We start from the raw sequence: 17,011 nt of genomic DNA, 5'->3' as shown, positions 1-17,011 counted from the left end.
GGGGCGGTGTCGGGTTGCGGGGACGCCGTAAACCCGTCCTTGGGGGCTTGGCCGCGGCATCCATGCCGCGGACACCCCGCAACCCGACACCGCCCCACCCCTGACAGTTTCCCGGTGACGGTGGGTGAACTGCGATGGCTGTAGGTGTCGACCTTGGTCGACACCAGGAGCGAAGCGACCCGCGTTTGATTTTGATTTTCTTTTTTCTTCTCCGTGGCTGGACGCACACGGAAACTGTCAGAGGTCGGGCGGGTGGGTTGCGCAGGACCGTTGGCGCCATGGATGGCGCCATCGAGCCCCCATGGGTGAGGGCGCTTTGCTTGCGAAGCACTGCTTCGCAAGCGCCCGAACGCACAGCCGCCAGCGGCTGGGCCGGACCGCGGAGCGGGGTTTACGGCGTGTCCTGCGCAACCCACCCGCCCGGCCAAGCGCGGCTTTTGATCTTGCTTCCGCCTTCAGCGCCCCCCCCACAGCCACGAGGGGCTGCGCCGTTGGCTGGAACAACCTGTTACCCATACGGGGAATGCCCCCGTCACAGCTGCATGCGATGCTGACCGCCTGATCCCTGCCAGCGAGAACGCCCGCATGACCACCATCATCGCCCCGCGCGTGCACGACATCGGCGGCCTGGAAGTCCGTCGCGCCGTCCCCACCCTGCAGGCGCGCAGCATCGGTTCGTTCGTGTTCGTCGACCAGATGGGTCCAGCACTGATGCACCCGGGCACCGCCATCGACGTGCGTCCGCACCCGCACATCGGTCTGGCCACCGTCACCTACCTGTGGTCGGGCGCGATCGGGCACCGCGACACGCTGGGCTCGGATCAGGTGATCCGCCCCGGTGACGTCAACTGGATGACCGCCGGCCGCGGCATCGCCCATTCCGAGCGGACGCCGCAACCGGACCGCGACCATGACAATCCGATCCACGGCATGCAGACCTGGGTCGCGCTGCCGAAGTCGCACGAGGAAATCGAGCCGGCGTTCTACCACCATGCCGCTGCCACCCTGCCCGAGCAGCGCCGCAACGGCGCCTGGCTGCGTGTGATCGCCGGCCGCGCCTACGGCGAGGAATCGCCGGTGAAGGTGTTCGCCGACACCCTCAACGTGGCCATCGATCTCGACCCCGATGCCGAAATCGATATCGACGACGGCCACCGCGAGCGCGCGCTGTACATCCTCGAAGGCGAGGCGCAGCTGGATGGCGTGGACATTCCTGCGCAGCACCTGGTGATTCCCGAGGCCGGCGCACGCGGCCGCCTGCGCGCGAAGACGCCGGTGAAGGCGATGCTGTTTGGCGGTGAGCCGCTGGATGGCCCACGCCACCTGTGGTGGAACTTCGTGTCCAGCTCGAAGGAGCGCATCGAGCAGGCCAAGCACGACTGGGAGGCCGGTCGCTTCGGCACCATCCCCGGCGACGACAAGGAATTCATCCCGCTGCCGCAGTACTGAACATCGCGTGTTGCACACATCCGAAGGTGTATCCCTGCACCCGGCGTTGACGCTACAGTCACCCGCTGATCACTGAAATGTGACATAAATCACACTTTAGACCGTCAAAGGAGTGCAACACATGAGCATGGGTAAACGCTTGTCCGCCGAATTCCTCGGCACGTTCTGGCTGGTTCTGGGGGGCTGTGGCAGTGCGGTGCTGGCCGCCAAGTTCGGTGGCGACGGCAATCCGCTGGGGATCGGCTTCCTGGGCGTGGCGCTGGCCTTCGGCCTGACCGTGGTGACCGGCGCCTATGCGTTCGGCCATATCTCCGGCGCGCACTTCAACCCGGCAGTCAGCGTCGGGCTGTGGGCCGGTGGTCGCTTCCCCACCAGGGATCTGGTGCCGTACATCATCGCCCAGGTTGCCGGCGGCCTGCTGGCCGGCTTCATCCTGCTGCAGATCGCCTCCGGCGCCAGTGGCTTTGCCATCGATGGCAGCCAGGCGGGTGCGTTCGCCAGCAATGGCTATGGCGCGCTGTCGCCCGGTGGATACAGCGTGGCAGCCGCCTTCCTGTGCGAAGTGGTGCTGACGGCGGTGTTCCTGATCGTGATCATGGGTTCCACCCACGGCAAGGCACCGGCCGGTTTCGCCCCGCTGGCCATCGGCCTGTCGCTGACCCTGATCCACCTGATCAGCATTCCGGTCACCAACACCTCGGTGAACCCGGCCCGCTCCACCGCCGTGGCCTTCTTTGCCGGCAGCGGCGCGGTCAGCCAGCTGTGGCTGTTCTGGGTCGCCCCCCTGCTGGGCGGCGCGATCGGCGGCCTGATCTACAAGTGGATCGGCAACGACCGCTGATCCATGAGGCACCCATTGCGGCCGCCCTGCGGCCGCAATGGTTACGTCTGTAACCGCGAATTGTGCGATTGCTCACGTTCCGTTAAGGTTGAGTTGACCATCCGTGCACATGCCGGAAGGGGCGGCATCCGGGGATGGGATGCCATGCCGCCGGGCCTGCTGGCGGAGCCAAACAACTCATCACCTTGGGGGATGCATGAAGTTCGTGCCTGTCATCTTGTCGAGCCTGTTGTTCGCCGCGGCCCAGGCCGCCGCGCAGGCACCGTCCGAATGTCCTTCGCTGCCGGCCAGCAGCGGCCTGCAGTGGCAGCAGCAGGTGCAGGCCGATTTCCTGGTCTGCCGCGCCAGCACCGCTGACGGTCGTGAAGTGCTGAGCCTGATGCTCAGCGCGCGTGATCCCGCCATTCCGTTGAACCGCTCGCTGCGCCAGGAAAAAGGCAGCTTCGGCGGTGAATCGCTGTACTGGTACCAGCCCGACCTGGGCGGCCAGCAACCGCCGGGTTACGCCGAACGGCGCATCAGCGTGGTCAAGATCGACAAAGGGCGTTACGCGCAGATTGCGCTGTATCCGGACAGCGCGCAGGAGCTGGGCTCACTGCAACAGCTGGCGCAGGGCATGAGCCTGACGCCGTCAGCCGTGGCCGCCGGGCGCTGAAGGTGACGGGGATGACTGCCTGGCAGCATCCCCGCAATACACCTCGATCCGCAGGTAGTGCCGGCCGCTGGCCGGCAAACCCTTCGATCCTGATCAAAAGCAGTTGCCGGCCAGTGGCCGGCACTCCCTCAGAACCTGCCTTCCTGGAAATCGACGAAGGCCTGCATCAGTTCCTGCCGCGTGTTCATCACGAACGGGCCGTGCCGCATCACCGGCTCGCGCAACGGACGGCCGGCCACCAGGATCAGCCGCGCGCCTTCGCTGCCGGCCGACACGTGCAGCTGTTCGCCACCGCCCAGCACCGCCAGTTCCTGGCGCGCGACATCGCGGGCGGCATCCTGCTCGCCCACCGTCAGCGCACCTTCGAACACGTAGGCAAAAGCGTTGTGGCCCTCCGGCAGCGTGTAGGTCCAGGCGTGGTCGGGCGACAGCGCGATGTCGAGGTAGAGCGGCTCGGTGGCCGGCTGCACGATCGGGCCGCGGGTGCCATCGACCGTGCCGGCGATCACCTTCACTTCCACACCGGCGGCCGGCTGCACCACGGGAATGCGCTCGGGCGCGAACTCCTGGTACTTCGGGTCGGTCATCTTCTCCTTCGCCGGCAGGTTCACCCACAGCTGGAAGCCGCGCATCTGACCGCTTTCCTGCTCGGGCATCTCCGAGTGCACCAGGCCGCGGCCAGCGGTCATCCACTGCACGCTGCCCGGGGTCAGCAGGCCTTCGTTGCCGTGGTTGTCGCGATGCCGCATGCGTCCATCGAGCATGTAGGTAACGGTCTCGAAACCGCGATGCGGGTGTTCCGGGAAGCCGGCGATGTAGTCCTCGGCCCGGTCGGTGCCGAATTCATCGAGCAGCAGGAACGGGTCCAGGTCCGGCAGCGTCGGGCCGCCGATGACGCGGGTCAGGCGCACGCCGGCACCGTCGGAGGTGGGCATGCCACGGATGGTCCGCAGCACGCGGACCGGTTCGGGAAGGCTCATGGCGACTCCTGTTGGATGGATGCCGGTCAAGATGGACGCCACGCGGCCTCACGCCAATGGATGGCACCGCAACCGATTGTTCCATCCCTGATGTTCGCTGCACGTCAGCGCCACCGTCGTACGACCAAAGTACTACCGCCGATTCGTCCTGTGCCAATTGACCCTGTCGAGGGCACGCGGGACTCTTTGACTGTCTTTCCGGGAGAGAGCACCTCATGAAAGGGTTTTCCAAACTGGGCTGGGCGGTACTCGCCCTGCTCGGCGCATTCTGTCTGGGCACCGTGGCCCTGCGCCGCGGCGAGTACATCAACGCACTGTGGATCGTGGTGGCCGCGGTCTCGCTGTACTTGGTCGCCTACCGCTTCTACAGCCTGTTCATCGCCAACAAGGTGATGCAGCTGGATCCGACCCGGGCCACCCCGGCGGTGATCAACAACGATGGCCTGGACTACGTGCCGACCAACAAGCACGTCCTGTTCGGCCACCACTTCGCCGCCATTGCCGGTGCCGGCCCGCTGGTCGGCCCGGTGCTGGCCGCGCAGATGGGCTACCTGCCCGGCCTGCTGTGGCTGGTGGTGGGCGTGGTGCTGGCCGGCGCAGTGCAGGACTTCATGGTGCTGTTCCTGTCCAGCCGTCGCAACGGCCGTTCGCTGGGCGACCTGGTGCGCGAAGAGATGGGCCAGGTGCCCGGGACCATCGCGCTGTTCGGCGCGTTCCTGATCATGATCATCATCCTGGCGGTGCTGGCGATGGTGGTGGTCAAGGCGCTGGCCGAAAGCCCGTGGGGTATGTTCACGGTGATCGCGACGATGCCCATCGCGATCCTGATGGGCGTGTACATGCGCTACATCCGCCCCGGCAGGATCGGCGAGATCTCGGTGGTCGGCCTGATCCTGCTGCTGGCCGCGATCTGGTACGGCGGCAAGGTCGCCGCCGACCCGGTGTGGGGGCCGGCGTTCACCTTCACCGGCACCCAGATCACCTGGATGCTGATCGGTTACGGCTTCGTCGCTTCGGTGCTGCCGGTGTGGCTGCTGCTGGCCCCGCGTGATTACCTGTCGACCTTCCTCAAGATCGGCACCATCATCGCGCTGGCCATCGGCATCCTGGTGGTCATGCCGGAACTGAAGATGCCGGCGCTGACCCAGTTCGCCGCCAGCGGTGATGGCCCGGTGTGGAAGGGCGGCATGTTCCCGTTCCTGTTCATCACCATCGCCTGCGGCGCGGTATCCGGTTTCCACGCGCTGATTTCCTCCGGCACCACGCCGAAGCTGCTGGCCAATGAAGCGCACATGCGCTACATCGGCTACGGCGGCATGCTGATGGAATCGTTCGTGGCGGTGATGGCACTGGTGGCGGCCTCGATCATCGATCCGGGCATCTACTTCGCGATGAACAGCCCGGCGGCGGTGATCGGTGCCGATGCGGCCTCGGCGGCGCACTACATCACCAACACCTGGGGCTTCACCATCACGCCCGAGCAATTGACCGCGACCGCGGCGGCCATTGGTGAACCGACCATCCTGCATCGTGCAGGTGGTGCGCCGACCCTGGCGGTGGGCATCGCGCAGATCCTGCATGAAGCGATACCCAGTGGCAGCGACGCGATGATGGCGTTCTGGTACCACTTCGCGATCCTGTTCGAAGCGCTGTTCATCCTGACCGCAGTGGATGCCGGCACCCGTGCGGGCCGCTTCATGCTGCAGGACCTGCTGGGCAACTTCGTGCCGGCCCTGAAGAAGACCGAGTCGTGGACCGCCAACATCATCGGTACCGCCGGCTGCGTGGCGCTGTGGGGCTACCTGCTCTACACCGGCGTGGTCGACCCGTTCGGCGGCATCCAGACCCTGTGGCCGCTGTTCGGCATCTCCAACCAGATGCTGGCCGGCATCGCGCTGATGCTGGGCACGGTGGTGCTGTTCAAGATGAAGCGTGACCGCTATGCGTGGGTCACCGCGGTACCGGCAGTGTGGCTGCTGATCTGCACCACCTACGCCGGCTTCATCAAGATCTTCGACAGCAATCCGGCGCAGGGCTTCCTGGCGCAGGCACACAAGTTCCAGGCGGCGCTCGCCAGCGACACCATCACGGCACCGGCCAAGTCGGTGGCGCAGATGAAGCAGATCGTGGTCAACGCCTACGTCAACACCGGCCTGACCGCGCTGTTCCTGCTGGTGGTGGGTGCGGTGCTGGTGTATTCGATCAAGACCATCCTGGCGGCACGCCGCAATCCGCAGCGCAGCGACCGCGAGACCCCGTACGTGGCACTGAAGCCGCATGAAATGGTGGACCTGTGATGAGCACGCAACTGGTTCCCGTGGGGCAGTACCAGGCGCACCGCCGCATCTGGCGGCGCCTGGTGCAGACCGCACGGCTGTGCTGTGGCATTCCCGATTACGACAACTACGTCCGGCACATGCTGGAAAAGCACCCGGACCAGGAGCCGATGGACTACAAGACGTTCTTCCGCGAGCGCCAGGAAGCGCGCTACGGCGGACGCAACGGTGGCCGCTGCTGTTGAGGAGTGAGGTGGGCGCCGGGCTTGCAGCCCGGCCCCCACCTTCAACAGATTTCCGGTGACGGCGAGAAGCATCAGGGGTCAGATCCGTTTCTTCCGGGAAACGGATCTGACCCCTTCTTTGTTCATGGGTCTCGATGAAGTGCATCCACGCATGGCGTGGACCTGCCGCCGATCGAGGGAAAGCGCAGCCAGGGCCCCCCCACTCAGCCGTTGGCCATCCACTTCAGGATCAGGCCGGTGACATACGCCAGCCCGGTACCGGTGGCATAGCCCACGGTACCCAGCAGCACGCCCACCGGCGCCAGCGTCGGGTGGAACGCCGCGGCCACCACCGGTGCCGACGCCGCCGCGCCGATGTTGCCCTGCGAACCGATCGCAAAGAAGAACAGCGGCGCGCGCAGCAGCTTGGCTACCCCCCACAGCACCAGCACGTGCGTGGCCATCCAGATCGCGCCGAGCAGGAACAGCCACGGCCGATCCAGCAGCGACAGCAGGTTCATCTGCATGCCGATGCAGGCGATCAGGAAGTACAGGAACACCGTGCCCAGTCGCGAAGCGCCTGCTGCTTCCAGCCGGCGTGCACGGGTGAAGCTCAAGCCCAGGCCCATCGCCGTGGACAGCAGGATCACCCACACGAACTGGCTGTCCAGGCTGAACTGGCTGGCCCAGCTGACGTTGGCCTTGAACCAGCCCGACAGCGGTGCGGCGATGGCGTGGGCCAGGCCGACGCCCCCCAGTGCCACGCCGACGATCACCATCAGGTCGGTCATGCTGGGAATGCGCGCGTTCTGTGCCTCGTAGGCGCTGATCCGTGCCTTCATCTCGTCGATGGCGCGGGTATCGGCCCCGTTGCGGGTGTCGATCTGCTGCGCGCGGTTGGCCAGGAACAGCAGGATCGCCATCCACAGGCTGGCACAGGCCACGTCGACCACGGCGAACTGGCCGAAGGTGGTGGCGTCGGTGCCGAACACCTCGCGCATGGCCACCATGTTGGCGCCACCCCCGATCCAGCTGCCGGCCAGCGCGGCCATGCCGGCCCAGGTATCACCGGCCACGGTTTCCGGGTGGATCAGCTTCATCAGCTGGAACGAGATGATCGCACCGAGCATGATGCCGGCCGTACCGGCGCAGAACACGATCAGCAGCTTCGGGCCGAGCTTGGCGATGCCTTTCAGGTCGATCGACAGCGTCAGCAGGACCAGCGCGGCCGGCAGCAGCACGTCACGCGCGACCGGGTTGTACAGCGAGGTGTTGTGGCCATCGATGACACCGGCGGTGTTGTAGATGGCGGGGATGAAGTAGCACAGCAGCAGGGCCGGCACCCAGGCGAAGATCTTCTTCAGCAGCGGCGTCGGACCACTGGCGGCCCAGAAGATCAGGGCCAGGGTGGCGGCAATCAGGCCCAGTCCAACGATGTCGTTGCTGATCAGGGCAGGAGCGGGTTCGGTCGGCATGGGATCCTCTGTCGATCGAAAGAGCGGAAAAAAAAGCGCCGCATAAAGCGGCGCAGGTTGAGATTAACATTGTCTTCACGCCGGGTCATGCGGCAGTGCGCAGCGGGCGGGAGCCGGTCAGGCGGGGCGCGAAGCGCCGAAGTCCAGGGTGACGCGCGTCCCGCGCGGTTCGCAGGGATGCAGCTGCAGGGTCCAGCCCAGGTGTTCGCACAAGCGCGCAATCAGGTCCAGCCCGATACCGCCGCCACGATCGGCGCGTCCGCCACGGGCCATGCGCGCGTGGATGGCAGCGATCTCCTCCGGGCTCATGCCATGGCCCGGGTCCTGCAGGGTCAGCACCGCCGACGGGCTCAGCTGCAGTTCGATATGGCCGCGACCGCTGTTCTCGATGGCATTGCGCAGCAGGTTGCCGATCGCCGCCTGCACCACCGCCATCGGCGCGACGATATCCACCGGTGCGGCCTGGATGCCGATGCTCAGGTCCTTGTCGCCGAGCAGGTGGCGATGGTCGTCGACGATTTCCGGCAGCAGCTGGTCCAGCGCGATACGCTCGGCACGCGCGGCCAGGCGCGCCGGGTCACGTGCCAACACCAGCAGCAGCTCGATCAGCTGCTCCACGCTCTGCGCGGTGCGCAGCACCCGCTGCATCTGCTGGCGGGCGCGCTCGGGCAGGCCCGGTTGCTCCAGTGCCAGTTCGGCGGCACCGGTCATCACCGCGATCGGCGTGCGCAGTTCGTGGCTGGTGGTGCTGATGAAGACCCGCTCGCGCTCGACGAACTGCTCGTTGCGGTCAAGGTAATCGTTCAACGCATCGGCGATGGTGTGCAGCTCGGAACTGCCGCGCGGGTCGACCTCGATACGCTGGCCCTGCACCCCTGGGCGCAGGGCGCCGATGTGCTGGGCCAGCAGGCTCAGCGGGCGCACCATGCGCTCCATGCCGAACGACGCCATCAACACGGTGACGAAGATCATGATCACCCCGGCCAGCATCACCCAGCGCGTGGCGAACTGCTCCAGGTCGTGGAAGTCGGAGATGTCCAGCGCCAGCGCCACCCGCCCCATCGAGCCGGTGTCGCGCACCATCACTGCGGTCTGCCGGTCCTTGATCGGCACGCCGTCGTGCAGCCCCGGGTGCAGCGTGCGCACGCTCTCGGGCATGTTGCCCTCGTCGAAGCGGAACAGGCTGAGCGTGTCCGAGTCCTGCCAGCGGTAATGGGGCTCGTGCTCGGTGTGGTCGACAATGCTGTCCAGTTCGGAATTGAGCAGTGCGCGCCAGGCCGCATGCTCGGCGTGCTCGTGCACGTAGTTGCCAACGCTGAACACGGCGATCGACAGCAGGGCCAGATAGCCCAGCAACCACCACACCACGCGCCGGTACAGCGGGCCCGGCTTACGCGCCTTCATCATCGTCCTTGCCTGCATCACTGGCGGCGGTCACCGCCAGGCGATAACCGACCCGCGGCAGGGTGTGGATCAGCTTGTCGGCGAATGGGCCGTCGACGCTGCGCCGCAGTTCGTAGACATGTGAGCGCAGCAGATCGCCATCGGGTGGCTCGTCGCCCCACAGGGCGAACTCCAGCTGCTGGCGGGTCACCGCGCCCGGGCTGGCCCGCATCAGCACCTCCAGCAGCTTGCGGCAGGCCGGGTACAGATGCAGCACCTGGCCGCCACGCTGGGCCTCCAGGGTCGCCAGGTCCAGCACCAGGTCGCCGACCTGCAGGCGCTTGCGCGGATTGCGTCCCTGCGCACGCGTCAGCAGTGCCTCCAGCCGCACCTCCAGTTCGGGGAGGGCGAACGGCTTGGTGAGGTAATCGTCGGCCCCCGCGCGGAAGCCGGTGATCTTGTCCGGCAGCTCGTCGCGCGCAGTCAGCATGATCACCGGCACCTCCGAAGCGTGCTCGGCGCGCAGGCGACGCAGCACCTCCGGCCCCTCCATGCGCGGCAGCATCCAGTCCAGGATCACCGCGTCGTAGGGGTGGCTGCCGGCCAGGTGCAGGCCGGTGATGCCGTCCGGGGCCACGTCGAGCACGTGCCCGCGCGACTCGAAGTAGTCGAACAGGTTGGCCACCAGCTGGCGGTTGTCCTCGATCACCAACAGACGCATGCACGAAAGATCCACGGAAGTTCGTACCATGGTAGCGCTGACCATGTCGGAATGCGGTCGCCGTGCGCCCGCTCCGACGCCTTTCCTACCCCTGCCACGTCAGAGTGGCCGTTTTGCTCCCGGAGCCTGCCGTGCCCGTAGCCCTGCCCCGCCATTGGCGCCTGCCCCTGTTGTGGCTGCTGATCATCGCTGCGTTGGCCGCCGGCATCGGCCTGCGCCAGCCGCAGCCGCCGGACGAGCCGCGCTTCGTGCTGGCGGCCCGCACCATGGTCGAAAGCGGGGAATGGCTGCTGCCGCACCGGGGCGTGGAGCTGTACGCGGAGAAGCCGCCGGTCTTCATGTGGCTGCAGGCGGCCGCCTACGAACTGGTCGGCAGCTGGCAGTGGTCGTTCCTGCTGCCGTCGCTGCTGGGCGCCCTGCTGAGCCTGTGGCTGGTTTCGGACCTGGCACGGCGGCTGTGGTCACCCCGGCATTCCCTGTATGCCCTGGCGGCGCTGTTCTGCACCCTGCAGTTTGGCCTGATGGCCAAGCGCGCGCAGATCGACATGGTGCTGGTGGGCATGACCACGGTGGCCCTGTGGGGCCTGATGCGCCACCTGTGCGAGCGCCGCAACCTGCCCGCACTGTGGCTGGCCGGCTTCGCGGCGGGCCTGGGCACGGTGACCAAGGGTGTGGGTTTCCTGCCGCTGCTGATGGTGCTGCCGTGGTTCGGCTGGTGGCTGTACCAGCGTCGCCGCGGCCACCGGGTGGACGGTCCGCACCCGGCAACGCTGCTGTGGCTGATCCCGGCCTTCCTGCTCGGCGTGGCGGTATGGCTCGCCCCGCTGGGCTGGGCCCTGTTGCATGAGCCCAGTGCGGCCCTGCAGTCGTATGCCCACGAACTGTTGTTCAAGCAGACCGGAACACGCTATGCCAACGCTTGGCACCACCGCCAACCGGTCTGGTATTACCTGCAGGTGATCCTCACGCTGTGGCTGCCGGGCAGCCTGCTGCTGCCGATGCTGTTCAAGCCGTGGTGGCGCCGCATCCGCCGTGGCGACCGTCGCCAGTGGCTGCTGCTGGGCTGGGCCGTTCTGGTGCTGGTGTTCTTCAGCGCCAGCCCGGGCAAGCGCGAGGTCTATGTACTGCCGATGCTGCCGGCAATGGCGCTGGCGGTGGCCCCGTTGTTGCCAGGGCTGCTGCGCCGGTTGTGCGTGCGGCGCTACCTGTTCGGCTACAGCGTCGTGCTGATGCTGGCCACCGGCGTGCTCGGCGTGCTGCTGCTGACCGAACACCCCTGGGCCCTTGCGCAGCTTGAGCGCCGGGCAATGCCGGATACGCTGCTGCCGGTGCTCGGCGATGGCCTGCTGACCTTCGCCATCGCCCTGGCCACGCTGATCGTGTGGCTGCGGGTGCGCCGTGCGGCAACCCTGGTGCTGTTGGCCCACGGCATGCTGTGGATGCTCTACGGCCTGGTGCTGATCCCGGCGCTGGACCCGTACGCGTCGGCGTCCGCGGTGATGCGCCGGGTGGGCGCGAGGATCGGCCCCGATGCAGAGCTGGCGCTGGTCGCCTGGCGCGAACAGAACCTGCTGCAGGCCGACCGCCCGGTGCGCGAGTTCGGCTTCAAGCGGCCCTGGGCCGAGCAGTGGCACGATGCCGGCCCCTGGCTGGCCGAGGCGCCGGACAAGCGCTGGTTGCTGGTGCTGGACGAGGCAATGAGTCCCTGCGTGGACCCGGCCAAGGTGATCGATATCGGCATCGCCAACAGGAATCGTTGGCAACTGCTTCCCGGCTCCGCATGGAACCCGGAATGCCACGCCGAACGGACAGGATCGACCGCAGACGAAGACTGAACGTTGACGTGCGCCGGGGAGTCATTAACCCGGCGCGAACGGGCGTCCGACCCTTCTCCGACATCAAGGTGACGAGCATGAGCGCGGATTCCCGAACCGCCCCTTCCCAGCATGCCCGTTCGTCCCATTGATGCGGTTGCGCCGCCTTCGACATCGCCACTGGCGTCAAGATTCGCCGTAACTCACTTCTGGCTGCCTGTCGCAATCGGTCTGCCCGTGTTTACGCTGCTGATGGGTTTCGGCGGCGATCAATGGGTGGCCGATCACCTGTTCCGCCTTGAAGGTGGCCACTGGGCGTTACAGGACGCCTGGGTCACCCGCACGGTGGTGCACAAGGCCGGCAAATGGCTGAGCACGTCGGCGGCGCTGGTCGCGATCCTGTTGTGCGTGCATCACTGGCGCAAGGGAGGCGATCGCACCCTGCGATGGGCGCTGCTTTATGTCGTAATTGCCATGGCGCTGGGGACGGGCGTGATCTCCCTGCTGAAGGCCCTGGTGCCCATGGACTGTCCCTGGGACCTGCTGCGCTACGGTGGCCATCAGCCCTATATCGGCCTTTTCACGCAGCGCCCGGCCGGGATGGCCGCCCAGGCGTGCTTCCCTGCCGGCCACGCCAGCGCGGGCTATGCGTGGCTGTGCCTGTACTATTTCGCCCTGCTGTGGCGCCCGTCGTGGCGCTGGGCTGGGTTGTGGATCGGCCTCGGCACCGGCCTGGTGTTCGGCATCAGCCAGCAGCTGCGCGGCGCGCATTTCCTTTCGCATGATGTTGCCACCGCGTTGATATGTTGGCTGCTGTCACTCGGCCTGTACCTGATCGTCAAAGGCATCCTGATCCGCCATCCGCTGGACCGTCCCAACCGCCAGGAGGCAAACGCATGAGTGCATCGGTCCAACGCCCCGCCCGCCCTTCTGCGCTGGCGGGTCTTCGCCACTGGCGGCCACAGCTGTCCACCGAAGCACTGATCGCGTTCACCAGCCTGTTCTTCGCGGTGGCCGGCAACGGCCTGTTCTGGCACAGCGCGATGGCCAGCCATCCGGGCAGCCTGCGCTACGCGCTGTCGCTGCTGCTGTTGCTGCTGGGTGCGCACGGCGTGCTGCTCGGCATCCTGGTCTGGCGCTGGAATGCCAAGGTGGTGATCGGCCTGCTGCTGCTGGTGACCGCGTTCGCCGCGCATTACATGGGCCGCTACCACATCTACCTGGATGCGGACATGCTGCGCAACGTGCTGGCGACCGACCCCAAGGAAAGCCGCGAGCTGATGACCGTGTCGCTGATATGGCCGGTACTGCTGCTGGCGGTGCTGCCGATGCTGGTACTGTGGCGCGTGCAGCTGCGCCGCCGCAGCTGGGGGCGCAGCCTGCTGTGGCGGCTGGGCTTCCTGGCAGTGGCCGCGGTCACCGCCGTCGGCGGCGCGTTGATCTCGTTCCAGGATGTCTCGGCACTGATGCGCAACCAGCGCGAAGTGCGTTACCTCGCCACGCCCGCCAATGTGCTGCTGGGCATGCCGCGTGCACTGCGTGGCGACAACCCGGTGCAGCGCGCACCGAAGTTGCCGATCGGAACCGATGCCAAGGCCACGCCGCGGGCGCCGGCCAGCAAGCCGCGCCTGCTGGTGATCGTCATGGGCGAAACCGTGCGCGCGCAGAACTGGGGACTCAATGGCGGCCGCAACACCACCCCGGAACTGGCGCAGGCCAGCGTAATCAATTTCCCGGACATGCATTCGTGTGGCACCAGCACCGAGGTTTCGCTGCCGTGCCTGTTCTCGCCGTGGGGGCGCCACGATTACGACGAGAAGAAGATCCGCGCACACCAGTCGCTGCTGCACGTGTTGAACCGCGCCGGCATCGCGTCGCTGTGGCGTGACAACCAGTCCGGCTGCAAGGGCGTGTGCGAGGGCCTGGACTTCCAGTCGCTGTCCGATGCCACCACGCCGGGCCTGTGCGCCGATGGGCGCTGCATGGACGAGATCCTGCTGCAGGACCTGGCCACCCAGGTACGGGCCAGGCCCGGCGACCGGGTGGTGGTGCTGCACCAGCTGGGCAACCACGGACCGGCCTACTTCGAGCGCTATCCGCCTGCATTCCGTCGCTTCACCCCGACCTGCGATACCCGTGACATCGGCCGCTGCTCGCGCGAAGAGATCACCAACAGCTACGACAATGCCGTGCTGTACACCGATCACTTCCTGACCAAGACCATCGGCACGCTGCAGGGCATGCAGGACTACGACACGGCGATGATCTACCTGTCCGACCATGGCGAGTCGCTGGGCGAGAAGGGCCTGTTCCTGCACGGCGTGCCCTACGCCATCGCCCCGGCCGAACAGACCCGGGTACCGATGACGATGTGGTTCTCCCCGGGTTTTGCCAGCAGCCGCGGGTTGGACCTGCAATGCGTGCGCAAGCGCTCGGCGGCCTATACCGACCACGACAACCTGTTCCCGTCGGTGCTGGGCCTGATGCAGGTGAAGACCTCGCTGTACGAGCGCGACCGCGACGTGTTCGCCAGCTGCGAAGGTTGAGGGGTGTTCGGCAGGGCTTGCAGCCCTGCACCTGCGGTAGTGCCGGCCGCTGGCCGGCAGCCTCGACAGCAACAGCAGAAGCGGGTTTCCTGAGGGATGGCGGGGTGGGTCCGGTGGCGGGAGACGCCGTAAACCCATCCTTGGGGGCTTGGCCGCGGCATCCATGCCGCGGACACTCCCGCCACCGGACCCACCCCGCCTTCGACAGTTTTCCGCGATCTGTTGGACATGCCGATGGGGTCGGATCCGTTTTCCGTAGGAAAACGGATCCGACCCCATTTTGATTGTCGATATCTGACAGATGTGTCGACCAAGGTCGACACCTACCGACAGCACGCGGAATCTGTCAGAGGCGGGGCGGTGTCGGAGTGCGGGGTGTCAGCCGCATGGGCCCGAGGCATGCCTCGGGCGGGTTGGGCAGGACGCCCAACCCCAGTCTTGCCGTGTGCGCAGGAAAGCGCACACGAGCAAGCGGCTGCCAAGCCTACACGGACGTACTTGCGGCGTCCCCGCACTCCGACACCGCCCCGCCAAACCGAGAATAGTCCGCTGTTGCTGTTGCTTCTGCCTTTGCCCTTGCTTGAAGGCCTCTGCGGGTGCCGGGCGCCGCCCGGCCGACTTCCGCCACTTGCGGTGGCAGCGGCTGCCCACTAGCCTTCGGCCGTCGTTCACCACCCAAGGATCGCCCGTGAAACACCGTCATCTCCTGCTGGCCTCGGCAATCGCCGTTGCCACGCTGGCCCTGGCTGCCTGCAAGAAGGAAGCTGCCCCAGGCACCGATACCGCCGGCAGCAGCGCCCCGGCCGGCGAAACCGCCGACCAGTTCGTGGCCCGCATCAATGCCGAGTTCAAGGCCGCCTACCCGGAGATGACCTCGGCGCAGTGGTTGTCCTCCACCTACATCAACAGTGATTCCGAGCGCATCGCGGCCAAGGCCAACGAGCGCTCGCTGACCCAGCTCAACAGCTGGATCGAACAGGCTGCGAAGTTCGACGGCCAACCGATGAGCGAGGACAGCAAGCGCGCGATCCACCTGCTGAAGCTGATGTCCTCGATGCCGGCGCCGCGCGATCCGGCCAAGCTGGCCGAGCTGACCCAGATCGCCACCCGCATGGAAGGCAGCTACGGTGCGGGCAAGTACTGCACCGACGCCAACGATCCCAACTCCTGCCGCCAGCTGGGCGAGCTGGAGCAGGTGCTGGCGCGCAGCCGCGACTACGACAAGCAGCTCGACGCCTGGCAGGGCTGGCACAGCACCACCAAGGGCATGCGCGGCGACTACCAGAAGTTCGTCGGCCTGGTGAACGAAGGCGCCAAGGGCATGGGCTTCACCGATGCCGGCCAGATGTGGCGCAGTGGCTATGACATGCCGCCGGAGCAGATCGGCCCGGAAACCGATCGCCTGTGGGAACAGGTCAAGCCGATGTACGAGCAGCTGCACTGCTACGCGCGCGGCAAGCTGGACAAGACCTATGGCAAGGACAAGGCCGAAGTGGGTAACGGCCTGATCGCCGCGCACCTGCTGGGCAACATGTGGCAGCAGGACTGGTCGAACCTGTGGGACCAGCTGGAACCGTACCCCGGCGCCGGCAGCCTGGACATCACCGCGGCACTGGAAAAGCAGTACCAGACCAACCTGAGCGCGGCGCTGGCCAAGGCCGGCAAGGACGCCAGCGTCGCCGCGCAGTACAAGGCGCAGCGCGAGGCCGAACTGCGTACCGCCAGGCAGATGACCGAACGCGCGCAGGACTTCTACGTGTCGCTGGGCATGCCGTCGCTGCCGCAGTCGTACTGGGAGCGCACCCAGTTCATCAAGCCCGATGACCGCGACGTGGTCTGCCACGCCAGCGCCTGGGACATGAACATGGAAGGCGACGTGCGCACCAAGATGTGCATCAAGCCGAACGAAGAGAACTTCACCACCATCTACCATGAGCTGGGCCACATCTATTACGACCTGGCCTACAACCCGCTGCCGCCGCTGTTCCAGGGCGGTGCCAACGATGGTTTCCACGAAGCGATCGGCGATACCATCGTGCTGGCGATGACGCCCAAGTACCTCAGCTCGATCGGCCTGGTCGATGCGCCGACCGAAAGCCGCGAAGCGGTCATCAACAACCAGATGCGCATGGCGCTCTCGGGCGTGTCGTTCCTGCCGTTCGGGCTGATGATCGACCGCTGGCGCTGGGGCGTGTTCGATGGCTCGATCACCGCCGACAACTACAACAAGGCGTGGTGGGACCTGAAGGCCAAGTACCAGGGCGTGGCCCCGGCCAGCACCCGTGGCGAAGAATTCTTCGACCCGGGCGCGAAGTACCACGTGCCGGGCAACACCCCCTACACCCGCTACTTCCTGGCGCGCATCCTGCAGTTCCAGTTCTACAAGGGCCTGTGCGATGCGGCCGGCTACAAGGGCCCGCTGCATGAGTGCACCTTCTACGGCAACAAGGAAGCCGGCCAGAAGTACTGGGCGATGCTGAGCAAGGGGGCCAGCCAGCCGTGGCAGGCCACGCTGAAGGAGCTGACCGGCACCGACAAGCTCGATGCCGGCCCGATGATCGAGTACTTCACCCCGGTCAACGAGTGGCTCAAGCAGCAGAACGAAGGCCAGATGTGCGGCTGGCAGGCCAACGCGGCCCCGGCGGCA

The 17,011-nt window shown here is 66.6% G+C and carries 13 protein-coding genes; 9 read left to right on the top strand and 4 right to left on the bottom strand.

Annotated elements, in window-relative coordinates; translation table 11 throughout:
• Positions 1–585: 585 nt before the first annotated feature.
• From LRM18_RS00065 to LRM18_RS00055, 3 genes are all read left to right on the top strand, one after another.
• Positions 586–1,449: a pirin family protein gene (locus LRM18_RS00065; protein WP_049427674.1), complete on the top strand. Its 864-nt coding sequence runs from the start codon at positions 586–588 to the stop codon at positions 1,447–1,449.
• 121 nt (positions 1,450–1,570) lie between these two features.
• Positions 1,571–2,290, top strand: coding sequence for an aquaporin Z (gene aqpZ / locus LRM18_RS00060; RefSeq protein WP_057493448.1), 720 nt, complete (start codon positions 1,571–1,573; stop codon positions 2,288–2,290).
• 196 nt (positions 2,291–2,486) lie between these two features.
• Positions 2,487–2,945, top strand: coding sequence for a hypothetical protein (locus LRM18_RS00055; RefSeq protein WP_049467474.1), 459 nt, complete (start codon positions 2,487–2,489; stop codon positions 2,943–2,945).
• 128 nt (positions 2,946–3,073) lie between these two features.
• Here the strand turns inward: LRM18_RS00055 and LRM18_RS00050 are convergent, their stop codons facing one another.
• The gene (locus tag LRM18_RS00050) at positions 3,074–3,925 is read right to left on the bottom strand and encodes a pirin family protein (protein WP_270948642.1); all 852 of its coding nucleotides are present in this window, start codon (positions 3,923–3,925) and stop codon (positions 3,074–3,076) included.
• A gap of 215 nt (positions 3,926–4,140) precedes the next feature.
• On the opposite strand from LRM18_RS00050, the gene LRM18_RS00045 reads away from it, so the two are divergent.
• Positions 4,141–6,222: a carbon starvation CstA family protein gene (locus tag LRM18_RS00045; RefSeq protein WP_270948640.1), complete on the top strand. Its 2,082-nt coding sequence runs from the start codon at positions 4,141–4,143 to the stop codon at positions 6,220–6,222.
• Positions 6,222–6,446, top strand: coding sequence for a CstA-like transporter-associated (seleno)protein (locus tag LRM18_RS00040; RefSeq protein WP_049467479.1), 225 nt, complete (start codon positions 6,222–6,224; stop codon positions 6,444–6,446). The genes LRM18_RS00045 and LRM18_RS00040 overlap by 1 nt, the downstream gene beginning before the upstream one ends.
• A 203-nt stretch (positions 6,447–6,649) precedes the next feature.
• On the opposite strand, the gene LRM18_RS00035 is transcribed toward LRM18_RS00040, so the two are convergent.
• The 3 genes from LRM18_RS00035 to LRM18_RS00025 form a co-directional block, all read right to left on the bottom strand.
• Positions 6,650–7,900 carry a DUF819 family protein gene (locus LRM18_RS00035; RefSeq protein ID WP_270948629.1) on the bottom strand — a complete coding sequence of 417 codons (1,251 nt, stop codon included), beginning with the start codon at positions 7,898–7,900 and terminating at the stop codon, positions 6,650–6,652.
• A gap of 117 nt (positions 7,901–8,017) precedes the next feature.
• Positions 8,018–9,304, bottom strand: a complete 1,287-nt coding sequence (locus LRM18_RS00030) for a HAMP domain-containing sensor histidine kinase (RefSeq protein ID WP_064238989.1) — start codon at positions 9,302–9,304, stop codon at positions 8,018–8,020.
• Positions 9,291–10,004 (bottom strand): response regulator transcription factor, encoded by a 714-nt coding sequence (locus LRM18_RS00025; protein ID WP_053461045.1) that lies wholly within the window; start codon positions 10,002–10,004, stop codon positions 9,291–9,293. Before LRM18_RS00025 ends, LRM18_RS00030 begins: the two co-directional genes overlap by 14 nt.
• Positions 10,005–10,135: 131 nt before the next feature.
• Between LRM18_RS00025 and LRM18_RS00020 the strand changes: the two genes are divergently transcribed.
• The 4 genes from LRM18_RS00020 to LRM18_RS00005 form a co-directional block, all read left to right on the top strand.
• Positions 10,136–11,839, top strand: a complete 1,704-nt coding sequence (locus tag LRM18_RS00020) for a glycosyltransferase family 39 protein (protein ID WP_270948613.1) — start codon at positions 10,136–10,138, stop codon at positions 11,837–11,839.
• Positions 11,840–11,950: 111 nt separating this feature from the next.
• Positions 11,951–12,718, top strand: a complete 768-nt coding sequence (locus LRM18_RS00015) for a phosphatase PAP2 family protein (protein ID WP_270948610.1) — start codon at positions 11,951–11,953, stop codon at positions 12,716–12,718.
• Positions 12,715–14,364 carry a phosphoethanolamine--lipid A transferase gene (locus tag LRM18_RS00010; protein ID WP_270948607.1) on the top strand — a complete coding sequence of 550 codons (1,650 nt, stop codon included), beginning with the start codon at positions 12,715–12,717 and terminating at the stop codon, positions 14,362–14,364. The genes LRM18_RS00015 and LRM18_RS00010 overlap by 4 nt, the downstream gene beginning before the upstream one ends.
• Before the next feature lie 688 nt (positions 14,365–15,052).
• A partial coding sequence (locus LRM18_RS00005) for a M2 family metallopeptidase (RefSeq protein ID WP_270948606.1) occupies positions 15,053–17,011 on the top strand: 1,959 nt, incomplete at its 3' end.

Source organism: Stenotrophomonas sp. PI_27, from assembly GCF_027854495.1.
In the GTDB taxonomy this organism is placed as follows: Bacteria; Pseudomonadota; Gammaproteobacteria; order Xanthomonadales; family Xanthomonadaceae; genus Stenotrophomonas; species Stenotrophomonas pavanii.
This window is presented reverse-complemented; position numbering and strand designations above follow the sequence as displayed.

What these genes read in the sequence shown, in the direction of transcription:
- LRM18_RS00035 (WP_270948629.1), bottom strand. Translation starts at nt 7,900, where the DNA reads ATGCCGACCGAACCCGCTCCTGCCCTGATCAGCAACGACATCGTTGGA.
- LRM18_RS00045 (WP_270948640.1), top strand. Translation starts at nt 4,141, where the DNA reads ATGAAAGGGTTTTCCAAACTGGGCTGGGCGGTACTCGCCCTGCTCGGC.
- aqpZ (WP_057493448.1), top strand. Translation starts at nt 1,571, where the DNA reads ATGAGCATGGGTAAACGCTTGTCCGCCGAATTCCTCGGCACGTTCTGG.
- LRM18_RS00065 (WP_049427674.1), top strand. Translation starts at nt 586, where the DNA reads ATGACCACCATCATCGCCCCGCGCGTGCACGACATCGGCGGCCTGGAA.
- LRM18_RS00030 (WP_064238989.1), bottom strand. Translation starts at nt 9,304, where the DNA reads ATGAAGGCGCGTAAGCCGGGCCCGCTGTACCGGCGCGTGGTGTGGTGG.
- LRM18_RS00010 (WP_270948607.1), top strand. Translation starts at nt 12,715, where the DNA reads ATGAGTGCATCGGTCCAACGCCCCGCCCGCCCTTCTGCGCTGGCGGGT.
- LRM18_RS00055 (WP_049467474.1), top strand. Translation starts at nt 2,487, where the DNA reads ATGAAGTTCGTGCCTGTCATCTTGTCGAGCCTGTTGTTCGCCGCGGCC.
- LRM18_RS00025 (WP_053461045.1), bottom strand. Translation starts at nt 10,004, where the DNA reads ATGCGTCTGTTGGTGATCGAGGACAACCGCCAGCTGGTGGCCAACCTG.
- LRM18_RS00040 (WP_049467479.1), top strand. Translation starts at nt 6,222, where the DNA reads ATGAGCACGCAACTGGTTCCCGTGGGGCAGTACCAGGCGCACCGCCGC.
- LRM18_RS00015 (WP_270948610.1), top strand. Translation starts at nt 11,951, where the DNA reads ATGCCCGTTCGTCCCATTGATGCGGTTGCGCCGCCTTCGACATCGCCA.
- LRM18_RS00050 (WP_270948642.1), bottom strand. Translation starts at nt 3,925, where the DNA reads ATGAGCCTTCCCGAACCGGTCCGCGTGCTGCGGACCATCCGTGGCATG.